The following is a 14,754-nucleotide window of genomic DNA, read 5'->3' as shown; positions in this document are numbered from 1 at the left end:
AATGAATAATAAAAAAGCGGCTTTTGCCGCTTTTTTACATTAACTTTTTCAATTCTTGATAAAGCTTTGCCGTTGGCAATCCCACCACATTATTATATTCTCCCTCCATTTTTTTTACAGCGATTAAGCCGATCCATTCCTGTATTCCATAAGAACCCGCTTTATCTAATGGTGAAAATTTAGTAACATAATGATCGATTTCATCCGCATCTAATTCGTAAAAATAAACAGTTGTCGTTTCGACGAAAGTGCTAATCTTACCCTCCCATGAGATCGCTACAGCAGTCAACACCAAATGTTTCTTACCAGACAAGTTTGTTAGCGTTGCTCTGGCTTCCTGTTCATCTTTGGGTTTACCTAAAATTTCGCCCTTATCCGATACGACAATAGTATCAGCACAGATAACCAGACAATCGTCTTTATCCCCAAATGCCTCCGCTTTACAAATAGCGATTTGGCGAACGACCTCTGCAGCGGATAAATTCGGATCCACGTATTCCTCCGTTTCCCGAACGTCGACTTCAAATGTCAGCCCAAGCCCTGCTAACAGCTGTTTTCTCCGTGGAGATTGAGACCCTAATATAATTGTTCTATTTTTTAGATTTTTCAACATCCTTATATACTTTTTACTGTTTCATCCTCATACCATTTGCCTTGTACTTTCATGACCTTTTCGATCAATTCACGCACAACTCCCTTTCCGCCACAAAAACTAGACACATAATGTGAAATTTTCTTGATCTCTTCTACTGCATCTGCCGGAGAAACAGCTACGCCAACAGACTTCATGCAGCTAAAATCAGGGATATCGTCACCGATGTACATCAGCTGATTTAATTCAAGCTTGTAATCATAAGCAAGTTCTTTCATTTTAGACAGTTTGTCACTAACTTTTGAATACACTTCTTTGATTCCCAAACCTTTCATCCGCTGCTCGACCCCCTTCGAACCTCCACCTGTGATAATAAAAATAGGATAGCCTTTCTTGATCGCCAACTGCATAGCATAGCCATCTTTTATATTAAATGTACGTAACTGATGCCCTTCTTCATTAACTTGTACAGTACCATCAGTCAATACACCATCTACATCCAATACAAATGCTCTTATCGATTTAAATTCGGTCAATACCATAAAAATTTATTTTTGTAAAAGTAAGGCATTTTGAGTAATAATTCGCGTAGCGATACTGATCTAATTGACAGGACTGTCAGATAATTATTCAGTTAAGCCAAAATATCATTTGTGTGTCACAACATAGTTGTATTAGCAACTTATTCTCAAAAATATTTGGATGCTACTGTATATTTACCGTATCTTTGTAGAAGATAATTAAAGGTTATCTCGCTATGAAACACTAACAGCAAGCAATCAGAAGAGTTATTTACTTGAAGCTTGCATAAGATTAAAAAAAACAATCATTTTTAGTTTTCATGGCACAACACGGCAACTAATTTAGTTTAGAAGCCCTTAAAGAGTCTTTTCATAATTTAGGTTTATAATTGGTTAGTAACGAACCCTGGTGCCCATCATCAGGGTTTTGTTTTTATAAGCATTTTTTCTTCTTCTATTTAATAGACTTGACCGGGATCATACCGAAAGTTTGGGGGAGGAGAAGTTTTTAAGCATACAATTTCATTACTCTATATAGGAAGAATGTGGTGTCTCTTACACCGCGAAAGACACCCCTGAACGCTTTGAGCTTTGCATTGAAAGATTCTGCTGAAGCATTGGTGCTTCTATTGTCGAAGTAGTGTAGAATGTATTGATGATGCGCTGCAATGGATCTTGCTACGCTCTCAAATGAAGCGATTCCCGCATTTTCAACCTGATTATGCCACAGTCCCAGTTTGGTAAATGCTATCTTTTTGTCCTGGCATTTATTGAATATGTCACCTAGGGCAATTCCAAGGTCATAAGCGAGCTTTAGCTTGGGAAACCGCATGAACAACAATTCGGCTCGGTGTTTCTGGTTTTCGGACCATCGGCTTGGGTGCTTGAACAAGAGGTGTCTGGATCTAGCCAGTAGCTGTTTGAGCGTGTCTCCATTAGGCAACAACTCGGGTTCATATGAGGTTCCTCCCTTTCGCGATTCCATTATCTTCTTGCTTTCCGCATCCAATACTTCCCAACGATACTTAATACGAAGTTCCTGCACTGCATCGTAAGCTAACTTTTGGACATGGAAACGATCGACCACACGCCTGGCATTCCTGAAACATCTACGGATTGCCTTGGCCATGTTCGGCGCCATATCCATGGTCACCTCCTTTACCTTATTCCTTGAACGTAAAGGTATTAACTCAAGAACAGTGATGATATCTTCGGCCTTGGTGCCCTTGATAGTCGCTAGGATCGTCCCTTTACCTCCTTTTGCCGATTTACTGCTAACAATGGTATATAATTCACCGTTGCTAAAACTGGTCTCATCGATGCTCAAGCGTTCAGAGATGTTCCCGGGGAAAAGAGTCCATCGCTCTGCATGTGGCTTTTGGCTCCAGTCATGGAAGTCACTGAGATGGTTCTTGTATTGATCCTGAAGTTGCTTGCCGTCCATCTGGAAGAATAACCCTACCAATTGGGCACTTACAGGATAGTTATCCAAATATCTTCTTTAAAAAAAGCCCGAATTCAGTCGTCATTCGAGTACCCTCACGCACCAGGTTCCAATCTCTTGTGATAATATCTCCCGTATCTAAAACTGTCCAGCGGCGGCGGCGGATATGTAGAGTAACTTTCTGACCTCTAATGGGAAAGTCTGAAATCTCTGTGGAAGGCATAAAGCCCTTTGACTCCAACTTGCTGTTCTCATAGCCCGTTGGAGCAATATTAAGCTCGTCTAGATAAATATGGAGCTGATTGTCAACCTGATCGACTTCTAAAATCTGAAAGTATTCTAAAAGCCCTTCGGGCATCAATAGGGATAGTAATTTACGTTCGGCGTCTTGCAAGGGATATCTGTATTAAGCAAACTAAACTAGGAAATTTTTTGTATTCCCCCAAGAATTCTGCTTGATCCCTTGACCGAACCATCTCCCTACCAACATATAGCTAAAAACAATTTTCAATCAATTTTTAGACAGTGATCAGTCACTGCTTATTCAGTTTATACTGAGTGATCACTGAACAAGCACTGAACAATCACTGAACGAGCACTGAACAAACACTGTTAAAATGCCTAATTTGATCACTACTTGATCCCTACTTGCCGCAACTCAGAATTAAAAGACAAAAAATGGTATGAGCTACGCTTACGTAACAAAAAATCGCTATTGCGCGGTAATCGATTATTTTGGGATGCCCCATGACTGTTTATAGGTTTGCTTCTATGCTGACTTTTGATTATTTTAGGAATAGCAAGTTTTTTTGTTATTTTACATATATCTTTTTCCCCAGGTACCATCGAAACACAATACCTACAGAAAAGTAAACGATAAACTCATTCTAACATGAATCGAAAAAATTATAGAAAGCAAATTACCATAGGAGTGATAATTTCTTTTTCGCTTATCTTCCTTTCAGCCCTATATTTTTTCATATCGCTGCATCATAATTTAAATAACGAGCGAAGTATTGTTCGTGTTGCCGAAAATAGATTCAATATTATTAATGAAATCAAATCAAGTGTAGACGAAGTAAATGACATCAAACTTGATTACCTGAATAAGAAAGACGCTTCACTATTTATTCCTTATAAAATGGAATTTAAAAAAATGGACGAACTGTTGCGATCTTTAAGTTTGAAAGATGATTTCTATCATGTTCAGCCAAACAGCACTGAAAACATCCGCAAAGATATCGTTGCATTTTACGACTTTGAGCAGGATATCGATCACACAAAGGAAACTCAATCCATATCACATAATATTCACGAGCGAAAGGCCTCGATATTAAATCAGATCGATCTCATGTCGAGAGATCTATTAGACCAACGGGCAAGACTCTTAGAAAAATCTAGAAATGAACTGCAACTGGCCCAGTACATTACTTACCTTTTCATCGCCATTGGCTTAAGTGGGTTCTTCTATATTCTCGCTAAAATTTCCTCGATCTCTAGATTTCTGAGGTCTACAGTGAAAAGTCAACAAGAATCCAATAAAAGTCTCCAACTATTGCAAGAACAGACCAATGGTGATAACTGGATTTTGAATGCGATTAATGGCATTGACGAACAATTACGCGGTGACTATACAGACAAGAAAATTGCCGAAATAAGCCTACATGCTATTGCTTCCACGACAAAAGCATTAGGTGGGACGATTTACATTTTCGATGATAACTATCAGGAGTATCAGCTTTGCCACAAAATTGGTATTTCCTCCACACAGTATATCAAACGAACGTTTAAGGAAAACGATGGTATTTTGGGCGAAGTCGCAAACAATCATGAAGTCGTTAAAATAAAAGACGTCGACCACAAGCATCTTATCTTAGAAACCTCGTTATCCGATCGTTTAGAAGCCGAGATCTATATTGTACCCTTCTCTTATGAAAACCATTGTGTCGGTATCATGGAAATTTGTTGCCCCATTACCAATGAGAAAGACGAGCAACTACGATTTAACTTCCTGGATAAAGCAAAAGATAACATTGCCGTTATCATCAAAGTAGCCCAAACTCATGGGAAGCTTGCCGATCTTTATGAGGAACTTCAACAACAAACCGAGGAATTAGAGACGCAACAGGAAGAATTGAGAACAACAAATGAGGAGTTAATCCATAAGACCCATTTGTTGGAGGCTTCTGAGGAAGAGCTTAGAGTACAGCAGGAAGAACTTATCCAAACCAATAATGAGCTTGACGAGAAGGCCAAATTGCTCTTTGCCCAAAATGAAGATCTGGAAAAAGCCCGTCAGGCCATAGCCCAGAAAATAGAGGAAGTAGAGCTGTCCAGCAAATATAAATCTGAATTTATGGCCAATATGAGCCATGAATTGCGGACACCACTTAATAGTATACTCATTCTTGCCAAATTACTTCAGGATAACAAAAAGAAAAACCTAAGTGAGGACCAAATAAAGTATGCTTCTGTTATTCACAGTGCTGGTTCAGATCTCCTACATTTAATTAACGAATTGTTGGATCTGGCAAAAATTGAATCGGGCAAAGTTGACGTCCAAAAGGAATGTATCAACACAAACTACCTTGTCAATTATATTAAAGATTTTTTCAGTGATACCGCAGCTTCGAAAAATATTCACTTCTTGCTCGATGTCAATGTAAATGCACCGCAGGAATTCATTGGTGATGAACATCGTATACAACAAGTCCTAAAGAATTTATTATCGAATGCGTTCAAGTTTACAGGTGAAAAAGGCGAAGTTTCTTTAGCGATAGAAGCTGAAGCAGAAAATCTTCTTTTTACGGTTAAAGATAGCGGTATTGGCATTGCTCCTGAAAAACAAGAGCTAATCTTTGATGCTTTTAAACAGGAAGATGGCTCAACGAGTCGTAAATATGGTGGAACTGGTTTAGGCTTATCGATATGCCGCGAAATTGCTAGCTTATTAAAAGGGAAAATAAACTTATCCAGTAAGGTTGGTGAAGGTAGTATCTTTACCTTCAGTATCCCGCTAGAACAGGAGATTCAAATTTCAGTCCCGAAAGTAACATCGATCGAAAAAGAAAGTAATCCGCCGCCACAAATTCCAAAGAAAAATCCTATAGTCGAAAAAACGAAGTCGATCGACAACGATGGAAAACACAATAAACTGCTGATTATTGAGGATGATTTTATTTTTGCAGATATTCTAAAAGACTACGCCGAACAAAATGGCTACGATGTATACATCAGCTATGATGGGCAAGATGGTTTACAAAAGGCACAGAATTTACGACCTGCCGCAATTATCTTAGATATCATGTTGCCTAAAATGGATGGTTGGGAAGTTCTTCGTAACCTCAAAAAAATTGACAGCACCAAGGAGATCCCCGTGCACATGATGTCGGCAGGAACATTTTTACATGATGAACCTATTTCTGCCGGAGCCATCGGATTTATGGCTAAACCTGTGTCAGAAGAATCTTTGGCTGAAACATTCTTAAAAATAAAAGCATCGACTAGTCATCCATTGAAAAAAATTCTGCTGGTGGAAGATCAGGAAATCCAAAGCGATTTTATCAAACAATCTTTAGAAGAACAGCATATTCAGATATTTCAGGCCTTCAATGCAAAACAAGCCCTCGATCTATTAGATCAAGAGAAATTGTTTGACTGCATCATTATGGACCTGAATCTCCCTGACAAATCAGGCATTGAACTCCTGAATGAAATCAAATCGAACAATCAATTTAAGGATTTACCCATTATCATCAATACGGCAATGGAACTCACTACAGAGCAGACTTCCGAAATTTTGCATCATAGCCAGGCGATGGTCCTTAAATCGGCTAAATCAAATAATCGCCTGATTGATGAAGTTAATTTATTCCTAAATAAAATTCGCAGTGATAAGCACGAATACACGATGTTCAATCACTCAGGAGCCTCTGTAATTGCGGAAAACAATTTAGCTTCCAAAACAGTATTACTCGCAGATGACGATATGCGGAATATTTTCGCCCTGAGCACTGCATTTGAAAGCTATGATATGAACATTGAAATTGCCAACAATGGTCAGGAAGCTTTAGATATTCTTGAACGGAATAAACAGATTGACCTTGTTTTAATGGATATCATGATGCCCGTTATGGATGGTTATGAGGCTATTGAAAAAATAAGGGCAAACAAGAAATTTGCAAACCTTCCTATTATTGCTGTGACAGCGAAAGCAATGAAAGGGGATAGAGAAAAAACAATTGCTGTTGGAGCAAACGATTATATTAGTAAACCGGTTGATGTTGACAAATTAATATCTCTGATGCGCGTATGGCTGAGTTAACCGATAAAATAGTAGCAATGATAAGTTTTGAAGAGTTGGAAGAAGTTATTGATATAGTCAAAAATCTCCACGGCTATGATGTGTCCGGCTATACAAGAGCTTCCTTAAAAAGACGTGTGACTAGAATAATGGAACTTAACAAGCTCAATCTACAGGAGCTAAAGTCCAATTTGATTAATCAGCCCGGATTCAGCACCTATTTCCTACAGGAAATTACAGTCAATGTAACTGAAATGTTTAGGGATCCTGATTTTTATAAAGCTGTAAAAACGGATGTATTTCCCTATCTCGCTACTTATCCACATATAAAACTCTGGAGCGCAGGCTGTTCTACTGGCGAAGAAGTTTATTCGCTGGCCATATTGTTAGAAGAAGCAAATCTTTACCAACGTGCATTTATTTATGGTACCGACATTAACGGCAAAGTGTTAGAAAAGGCAAAACGCGGTATCTATTCGCTCGCGAAAGTTAAAGAATACTCGGAAAATTTTATTAAAACAGAACCAAAAAACTCACTGTCGGATTATTATACAGCGATGTACAACGCAGCTACCATTAATAATAGTCTGAAAAAAAATGTCCTTTTTTCCATGCATAGCTTGGTGTCCGATGGCGTTTTTAATGAATTTCAACTGATTACCTGCCGTAATGTATTGATCTATTTTGATACTGAACTGCAAAATAAAGTCCTGGATTTATTCTATCATTCACTATGCCATCTGGGCTTCTTATGTTTGGGAGCGAAAGAATCTTTAATCAACTATAAAGACGCTGCTAAATTTAAGGTCGTAAACAAAAAACAGAATATTTACCAAAAAATTGGTTAGTAGGTGATGGAAAGGAAAATTCTTTTGTTAGCGGGGTCTGCCGGTGGGTTTAGTGTCATTCTAAATATATTAAAGTCATTGGAACGACCAATCCGCATACCCGTTATTGTCATTGTACACAGAAACCCTAAATATGCTTCTAGTATTGAGGACACGCTTTCCAAAGCGCTTGTTCAAAAAATAAAAACTGCAGATGATAAGGAACCGATAGAAGATGGGACTATTTATTTTGCCCCTGCTGGCTATCATCTTTTAGTTGAACCAGACTATAGCTTTTCTTTGGATATCTCGGAACCTGTTCAATACTCAAGACCATCAATTGATGTAACTTTCGAATCTGTAGCCGAAATATATAAAGAAAATTGTACCGCTATCTTATTCTCTGGAGCGAATCAGGACGGTGCACAGGGATTATTAATGATAAAACGATACGGCGGGACGACTTTTGTACAAGACCCTACGACGGCTGAAGTTCCCATCATGCCCGAAGCAGCTATTCAACTCGATGCACAGGAACGCATTTTGAGCATTCAAGAAATAAAAGATTACATCAAGCAATTGACTTAAAATTGTATTTAGATTTGCTATAATGAAGAAGATAAATATATTGATTGTCGATGATAAAATTGAAAATATTATCAGTCTTACAGCACTGCTGGAGGATATCGAAAATATAAATATAGTGACGAGCACGGATCCCAACGAGGCTTTAAAAATCTGTTGGAAAGAGGATATTGACTTAGCGCTCGTTGACGTACAGATGCCAGAAATCAATGGTTTTGAATTTGTTTCCTTCCTAAAGAAGAATCCGAAAACAAACCATATTATCCCCATTATGGTAACAGCGATTTCAAAAGAAGACAAATACCTCATTCAGGGACTTAATAGCGGAGCTGTGGATTATCTATATAAACCACTGAACCCGGAAGCGACCATCGCAAAAGTAAAATCTTTTGTTCAGCAATTACTGATACAGCAGGAAATTAAAGAGAAAAACATTGCCTTAGAAGAATCAAAACAGGCCATTCTCAAAGCTAAAGAAGAGGCAGATCTTGCCAGAAAGTCGAAAGAAACCTTTTTAGCCAATATGAGCCATGAGATTCGTACGCCTATTAATGGTATTATGGGCATTACACAGATGTTAAAGAACTCCCAGCTCACTTTAGAGCAAGAAAACTGGATCAATAAACTGGACTCTGCCTCTCAAAATCTGTTGACTATTATCAACGACATATTAGACCTATCGAAAGTCGACTCAGGTATGATGAAACTTAACATGGAGTCGACATCAGTGCACGATATTACAGATGATCTAAACAACCTCTTTATTGATAAAGCCAACTACAAAGGGTTGAATTTTTCAATTGATGTAGACGATCGGATCACAAGTTATTTTCTGACAGATCCACTACGGTTGAAACAAATATTGACCAACTTTATCTCCAATAGTTTCAAATTCACCTCGGAAGGTTCTGTTGTATTAAAAATTCAGCTTCTAACAGAGGATAACCATAGCATCTGTTTACGGTTTCAGGTTATAGACACAGGAATCGGCATTGTAGAAGACGCCCTGGAAAAAATATTTATTGCGTTTGAACAGGGAGAAGATAGTATCACCAAAAAATTTGGCGGTACAGGATTGGGCCTCGCAATTGTAAAACGTATTGCTGCGCTGCTCAACGGTCGGGTTTTTGCATCGAGTGAATATGGTAAAGGAAGTATATTTTCCTTTGAATGTACTTTCGACAAAATCAAAGACAAACCCGTAGAAAAAGAAACGCAGATACTCTATACGGAATTGCCCAAGTTCAACTTTCCGATGATCCTGATTGCTGAAGACAATGAATTAAACAGTTTTATGCTGGCAAATATCCTGAAGAGCTGGAATTGCGAAATCACTTTGGCAACCAATGGCCTCATTGCATTAGAGGAAATCAATAAGAAAAAAATTGATTTGGTGTTTATGGATGCCCATATGCCGCTCATGAGTGGTTTTGAAGCGATCAAGGAAATACGTCGAAACACGAATCCGACAATCGCAAACATGCCGATTATTTCCATTTCAGCCTCTGTGCTCCAAGCCGAACAACAGGAAGCGCTCGATGCCGGAGCCAATGAAGTTGTCGGAAAGCCATTCGATCCTATCAAATTATATAAAACAATTGATACTTTATTGTCAAAATTGAAATGATAGTTTCAATTTATCAATGAAATCATTAATTTTAGAACATAATCAAGATGTTTTGATGTTATTTCTCATGAACGTGTATCCAGAAAGGAATTACGTTCGTCATAACTTCATCACTAAACCGCTAAAGGCTGCGGAAATGCCTACAATAAATAAAAGATAAACAAACAATCATTCAAATGAAAAAACTTTTTATGATACCAGCAGTTGCAGTTGCTTTATCAATTGCATCTTGTGGTGGAAACAGTGACAAGTCTGAAAAATCAACTAGTACAGAAGCGACAACTTCAACAGAAAGCCAAGCAACAGAAACAGTGCCTGGAATTGAAAACGTGGCTATTTCCAACAGCTTATCTTTAGAAGGTAACGATCAAATGAAATATAATAAGGATCTATTCCGTGTAAAAGCGGGTGAGCCAGTAGAATTATCTTTCAAAAATGCAGGTACTATGCCAAAAGAGTCCATGGGACATAACGTAGTTATCCTAAAACCAGGTGTTGACCTTCCAACTTTTGGTGCTGAGGCTGCTGCAGCTGCGGCAGACGAATATATTCCAAAATCAGCTTTATCTTCAATTGTTTCCCACACAAAATTATTGGGACCTGGGGAAACTGATAAAATCACTTTTACACTTGAAAAAGGAGTTTATACGTTTATTTGTAGCTTCCCTGGTCACTATGGTGTCATGCAAGGAAAAATTGTTGCAGAATAACGAATAAGTAAAAAAGGATATTCAAAATATGAATATCCTTTTTTCAATTTTATCCCCCCACTAGCACCGATTCATTGTTCCCCGAGGTGCATAATTTCCATTCTTTTATCAAAAAAATGTAAAGTAAGGATCTTTGGTCACAAATCGTAAGTTTTGATTTCCTATCCCATTAATAATCATTAAATTTGTGGTACAAAAAAATAAAACGTAATCAATGCAATACGACGTAATTGTAATCGGAAGTGGTCCAGGCGGATATGTAGGAGCTATCCGTTGTGCCCAATTAGGATTAAAAACAGCTGTTATTGAAAAATATAGCACATTTGGTGGTACTTGTCTTAACGTTGGATGTATTCCTTCAAAAGCGCTTTTAGATTCTTCGGAGCATTACCACAATGCTGCGCACAATTTTGATGCATTTGGCATCAGCTTGAAAGATCTGAAAGTAGACATGGCAAAGATGATTGCTCGTAAAGACGATGTCATTGCCCAAAATACTGCTGGTATTACCTTCTTATTTAAGAAGAATAAAATTGACAGTTTTCAGGGTGTGGGTTCATTTGTGGACAAAAACACCATCAAAATAACGAAAGCAGATGGTTCTACAGAGCAGATCACTGGTAAAAATGTAATTATCGCAACGGGATCGAAACCGACTTCATTGCCTTTCCTACCTGTTGATAAAAAAAGAATCATTACCTCAACCGAAGCACTTAACCTAAAAGAGATTCCAAAACACCTTATTGTCATTGGTGGTGGTGTTATAGGTTTGGAACTAGGTTCAGTTTATGCTCGTTTGGGTTCAAAAGTTTCTGTTGTTGAATTTGCAAAATCTATCATCGGTACAATGGATGGTGGCTTAGGAAAAGAACTACAACGTGTTTTGAAAAAATCATTGGGCATGGAGTTCTATTTAGGTCATAAAGTAACTGGAGCTTCCGCGAAAGGTAAAGTTGTAAAAGTAACTGCTGAAGATCCAAAAGGACAAGAAGTCACTTTAGAAGGCGACTATTGTATCGTAGCCGTTGGTCGTACCGCATATTCTGAAGGCTTAGGATTAGAAAATATCGGCATCACAGTAGAAGAAAGAGGTAAGAAAATCCCTGTTAATGCCCATCTGGAAACAGCTGTACAAGGTGTATTTGCAATTGGTGATGTGATCACTGGAGCAATGTTGGCACACAAAGCTGAGGACGAAGGTGTATATGTTGCAGAATATATTGCAGGTCAAAAACCACATATTGATTATAATTTGATTCCAGGTGTTGTTTATACTTGGCCTGAAGTTGCTTCTGTTGGAAAGACTGAAGAGCAACTTAAAGAGGCAGGTGTAAAATACAAAGCTGGATCATTCTCTTTCAAAGCTTCTGGTCGTGCAAAAGCATCTGGTGACACGGATGGTTTTGTAAAAGTACTGGCAGACGCGACAACTGACGAAGTATTAGGTGTACATATGATTGGTCCTCGTGCAGCAGATATGATTGGTGAGGCAACCGTAGCTATGGAATACCGTGCATCTGCAGAGGATATCGCACGTATTTGCCATGCACACCCAACCTATACTGAAGCAATCAAAGAGGCGGCGCTAGCAGCTACAGCAAACAGAGCAATACACGCTTAGGCGATAAATATCGGATACTCAAGGGGAAAAGGAAACTTTTCCCCTTTGTCATAAATACCTATACACGATGAATTTTTATACAAGAAAATGGGTCAAACCCGAAGACCTAAATCCCAATGGAACATTATTTGGAGGAACACTACTGCGATGGATTGATGAAGAAGCAGTCATCTATGCTATCGTTCAATTAGGAAATCCCAAAGTGGTTACGAAATTTATTTCAGAAATAAACTTTGTAAGCTCAGCCAAGCAAGGCGATATTCTCGAACTGGGTATTGAAGCGATCAATTTTGGAACAACATCTTTAACGATGCGCTGCGAGGTACGCAATAAAATATCCAGGAAAACAATTCTATCGATCGATAAATTGGTCTTTGTAAACTTGGATGACGATGGTAATCCAGCTCCTCATGGAAAAGATAGCATTACCTATGCGTATATGGGGATTGAAAAGACAGGTAGAGATGATTAAACATCTCCCCTGTCTTTATTAATTTGGTATCTCCCCCCTACCTAACCCTTTGCAAAAATTCATGCATTTGTATTTTTTAAACAAACTATGATTTCTGTCTCTTTCCTTCAATTTCTTTTTTAAGATCCAATTCCACCCAAAAGCCAAAAATAGGGATCAAAGAAGCCAAGAAATATTTCACCGCCTTTAATATAGGCCACTTGTATTCTACAGTTGACATGATCAGCATAACGACGAAGATAACGACAAAGAAGCCATGAATGGAACCAGCTATTTTGACTGCTTCGGGGATTCCCGCGAAATATTTCAACGGCATGGCAATAAAAAACAAGCAAATGGTGGAGATTGCTTCCCACAGGGCGATCTGTCTGAATATTCTTAACATAATGATAAACTGTGTATTGTGAACTTCAAAAATAAGACTCTAAAAACGCTTTAACTATTATTTTTCCCCCTTTGACCAGGATGTGACATTCAGCTAGAAACAGCGACAGTGTTTTATCAGAAACCGCCAATTTTACAATAAATAGTTCATATTCATCAGAAAAAATGCGTACTTTTGAATGAATATATGCTTCACAGATTTTGTCATTTGAAGCTATAACACTCAACTACAGAATATTTATTTATATGAATTACGACATCATTGTAATCGGTAGTGGTCCAGGCGGGTATGTTGCTGCCATTAGAGCCGCTCAGTTAGGGTTCAAAACAGCGATTATTGAACGCGAATCATTAGGCGGAATCTGTCTAAACTGGGGCTGTATCCCTACAAAAGCATTATTGAAAAGTGCTCAGGTATTTGAATATTTAAACCATGCCGCTGATTACGGCATCAATGTTCAAGGTGGTGAGGCTGATTTTGACGCTATTGTCAAAAGAAGTCGCGGGGTTGCTGAAGGAATGAGTAAAGGTATTCAGTTCTTGATGAAAAAGAATAAAATCGACGTCATCAATGGAACTGCAAAAATTAAAAAAGGTGGTAAAATCGATGTGAAAGGAGCAGACGGTTCTACTAAAGAATATTCGGCAAAACATACCATCCTAGCGACTGGTGCACGTTCACGTGAATTGCCTAATTTACCTCAAGATGGTAAAAAAATCATCGGCTACCGTCAAGCAATGACACTTCCTAAACAACCAAAATCTTTAGTTGTTGTTGGCTCAGGTGCTATCGGTGTTGAGTTTGCTTATTTCTATAATGCAATCGGAACAAAAGTAACTATCGTAGAATTTATGGATAGAATCGTTCCTGTTGAAGATGAAGAAATTTCAAAACAATTAGAGAAAAGCTTAAAGAAACAAGGTATCACCATCTTAACGAAATCTGAAGTTCAATCCGTTGACACAACAGGTGAGTTGAGCAAAGTTTCTATCAAAACAGAAAAAGGTATTGAAGTTATCGAAGCAGAGATTGTATTATCGGCTGTTGGTATCGCTCCAAATATCGAAAATATCGGCTTGGAAGAGGTTGGTGTAAAAACTGATCGCGGCCGTGTTGTTGTAGATGATTTCTACAAAACAAACATCGAAGGTGTATATGCGATCGGTGACATTGTTAAAGGCCAAGCCTTGGCTCACGTTGCCTCAGCAGAAGGGATCACTTGTGTTGAAAAAATCAAAGGTCTACATGTTGAGCCTATTGACTACAATAATATCCCTGGCTGTACATATTGTTCCCCAGAAATTGCTTCTGTAGGTTATACCGAAAAAGCGGCAAAAGAAGCCGGCTATGAAATTAAAGTTGGTAAATTCCCATTCTCAGCTTCAGGAAAAGCTTCAGCTGCTGGTGCGAAAGATGGCTTTGTTAAAGTTATCTTTGATGCTAAATATGGTGAGTTCCTAGGCGCACACCTTATCGGAGCCAATGTTACAGAAATGATTGCAGAAGTTGTTGTTGCCCGCAAACTGGAAACAACAGGTCATGAAATGATTAAAACGATCCATCCTCACCCAACAATGAGTGAAGCGATTATGGAAGCTTGTGCTGATGCTTACGGTGAAGTGATCCACTTGTAGTATTAAAACAACTAAAACTAAAAAGGGGAAAAT

At 38.3% G+C, this 14,754-nt stretch carries 13 protein-coding genes; 8 read left to right on the top strand and 5 right to left on the bottom strand.

What is annotated here, in order from left to right; all coding sequences use genetic code 11:
* Nucleotides 1-34: 34 nt before the first annotated feature.
* From B2X72_RS22670 to B2X72_RS22655, 4 genes are all read right to left on the bottom strand, one after another.
* Complete coding sequence (locus B2X72_RS22670; protein ID WP_286851558.1) at nt 35-613, bottom strand: Maf family protein; 579 nt, start codon at nt 611-613, stop codon at nt 35-37.
* Between the two features lie 2 nt (nt 614-615).
* Nucleotides 616-1,134, bottom strand: a complete 519-nt coding sequence (locus B2X72_RS22665; protein WP_286851557.1) for a KdsC family phosphatase — start codon at nt 1,132-1,134, stop codon at nt 616-618.
* 487 nt (nt 1,135-1,621) lie between these two features.
* The gene (locus B2X72_RS22660; RefSeq protein ID WP_286851556.1) at nt 1,622-2,605 is read right to left on the bottom strand and encodes an ISAon1 family transposase; all 984 of its coding nucleotides are present in this window, start codon (nt 2,603-2,605) and stop codon (nt 1,622-1,624) included.
* A complete protein-coding gene (locus B2X72_RS22655) occupies nt 2,598-2,951 on the bottom strand; it encodes an ISAon1 family transposase N-terminal region protein (protein WP_286851555.1) in 354 nt (117 codons plus the stop codon). Before B2X72_RS22655 ends, B2X72_RS22660 begins: the two co-directional genes overlap by 8 nt.
* 498 nt (nt 2,952-3,449) lie before the next feature.
* On the opposite strand from B2X72_RS22655, the gene B2X72_RS22650 reads away from it, so the two are divergent.
* From B2X72_RS22650 to B2X72_RS22620, 7 genes are all read left to right on the top strand, one after another.
* Nucleotides 3,450-6,881 (top strand): GAF domain-containing hybrid sensor histidine kinase/response regulator, encoded by a 3,432-nt coding sequence (locus B2X72_RS22650; protein ID WP_286851554.1) that lies wholly within the window; start codon nt 3,450-3,452, stop codon nt 6,879-6,881.
* Complete coding sequence (locus B2X72_RS22645) at nt 6,869-7,708, top strand: CheR family methyltransferase (RefSeq protein WP_232475681.1); 840 nt, start codon at nt 6,869-6,871, stop codon at nt 7,706-7,708. Before B2X72_RS22650 ends, B2X72_RS22645 begins: the two co-directional genes overlap by 13 nt.
* A 6-nt stretch (nt 7,709-7,714) precedes the next feature.
* On the top strand, nt 7,715-8,275 hold the full coding sequence (locus B2X72_RS22640; protein ID WP_198386032.1) for a chemotaxis protein CheB: 561 nt from the start codon (nt 7,715-7,717) through the stop codon (nt 8,273-8,275).
* 22 nt (nt 8,276-8,297) lie between these two features.
* The gene (locus tag B2X72_RS22635; RefSeq protein ID WP_145327822.1) at nt 8,298-9,899 is read left to right on the top strand and encodes a response regulator; all 1,602 of its coding nucleotides are present in this window, start codon (nt 8,298-8,300) and stop codon (nt 9,897-9,899) included.
* A 176-nt stretch (nt 9,900-10,075) separates the two neighbouring features.
* A complete protein-coding gene (locus B2X72_RS22630) occupies nt 10,076-10,609 on the top strand; it encodes a plastocyanin/azurin family copper-binding protein (RefSeq protein WP_075991088.1) in 534 nt (177 codons plus the stop codon).
* A 214-nt stretch (nt 10,610-10,823) separates the two neighbouring features.
* Complete coding sequence (gene lpdA / locus B2X72_RS22625) at nt 10,824-12,230, top strand: dihydrolipoyl dehydrogenase (protein ID WP_075991087.1); 1,407 nt, start codon at nt 10,824-10,826, stop codon at nt 12,228-12,230.
* Nucleotides 12,231-12,297: 67 nt separating this feature from the next.
* Nucleotides 12,298-12,702 carry an acyl-CoA thioesterase gene (locus B2X72_RS22620; protein WP_088160268.1) on the top strand — a complete coding sequence of 135 codons (405 nt, stop codon included), beginning with the start codon at nt 12,298-12,300 and terminating at the stop codon, nt 12,700-12,702.
* A gap of 85 nt (nt 12,703-12,787) precedes the next feature.
* Here the strand turns inward: B2X72_RS22620 and B2X72_RS22615 are convergent, their stop codons facing one another.
* On the bottom strand, nt 12,788-13,087 hold the full coding sequence (locus B2X72_RS22615; protein ID WP_046674086.1) for a DUF3817 domain-containing protein: 300 nt from the start codon (nt 13,085-13,087) through the stop codon (nt 12,788-12,790).
* A gap of 245 nt (nt 13,088-13,332) precedes the next feature.
* On the opposite strand from B2X72_RS22615, the gene lpdA (B2X72_RS22610) reads away from it, so the two are divergent.
* Nucleotides 13,333-14,721 (top strand): dihydrolipoyl dehydrogenase, encoded by a 1,389-nt coding sequence (gene lpdA / locus B2X72_RS22610; RefSeq protein WP_070560650.1) that lies wholly within the window; start codon nt 13,333-13,335, stop codon nt 14,719-14,721.
* The last annotated feature ends 33 nt before the right edge of the window (nt 14,722-14,754 follow it).

The sequence above is a fragment of the Sphingobacterium sp. UBA7253 genome (assembly GCF_002472745.1).
GTDB classification, from domain to species: Bacteria; Bacteroidota; Bacteroidia; order Sphingobacteriales; family Sphingobacteriaceae; genus Sphingobacterium; species Sphingobacterium siyangense.
The sequence above is the reverse complement of the archived record's forward strand: the minus strand, read 5'-3'. Positions and strand labels throughout refer to the sequence as shown.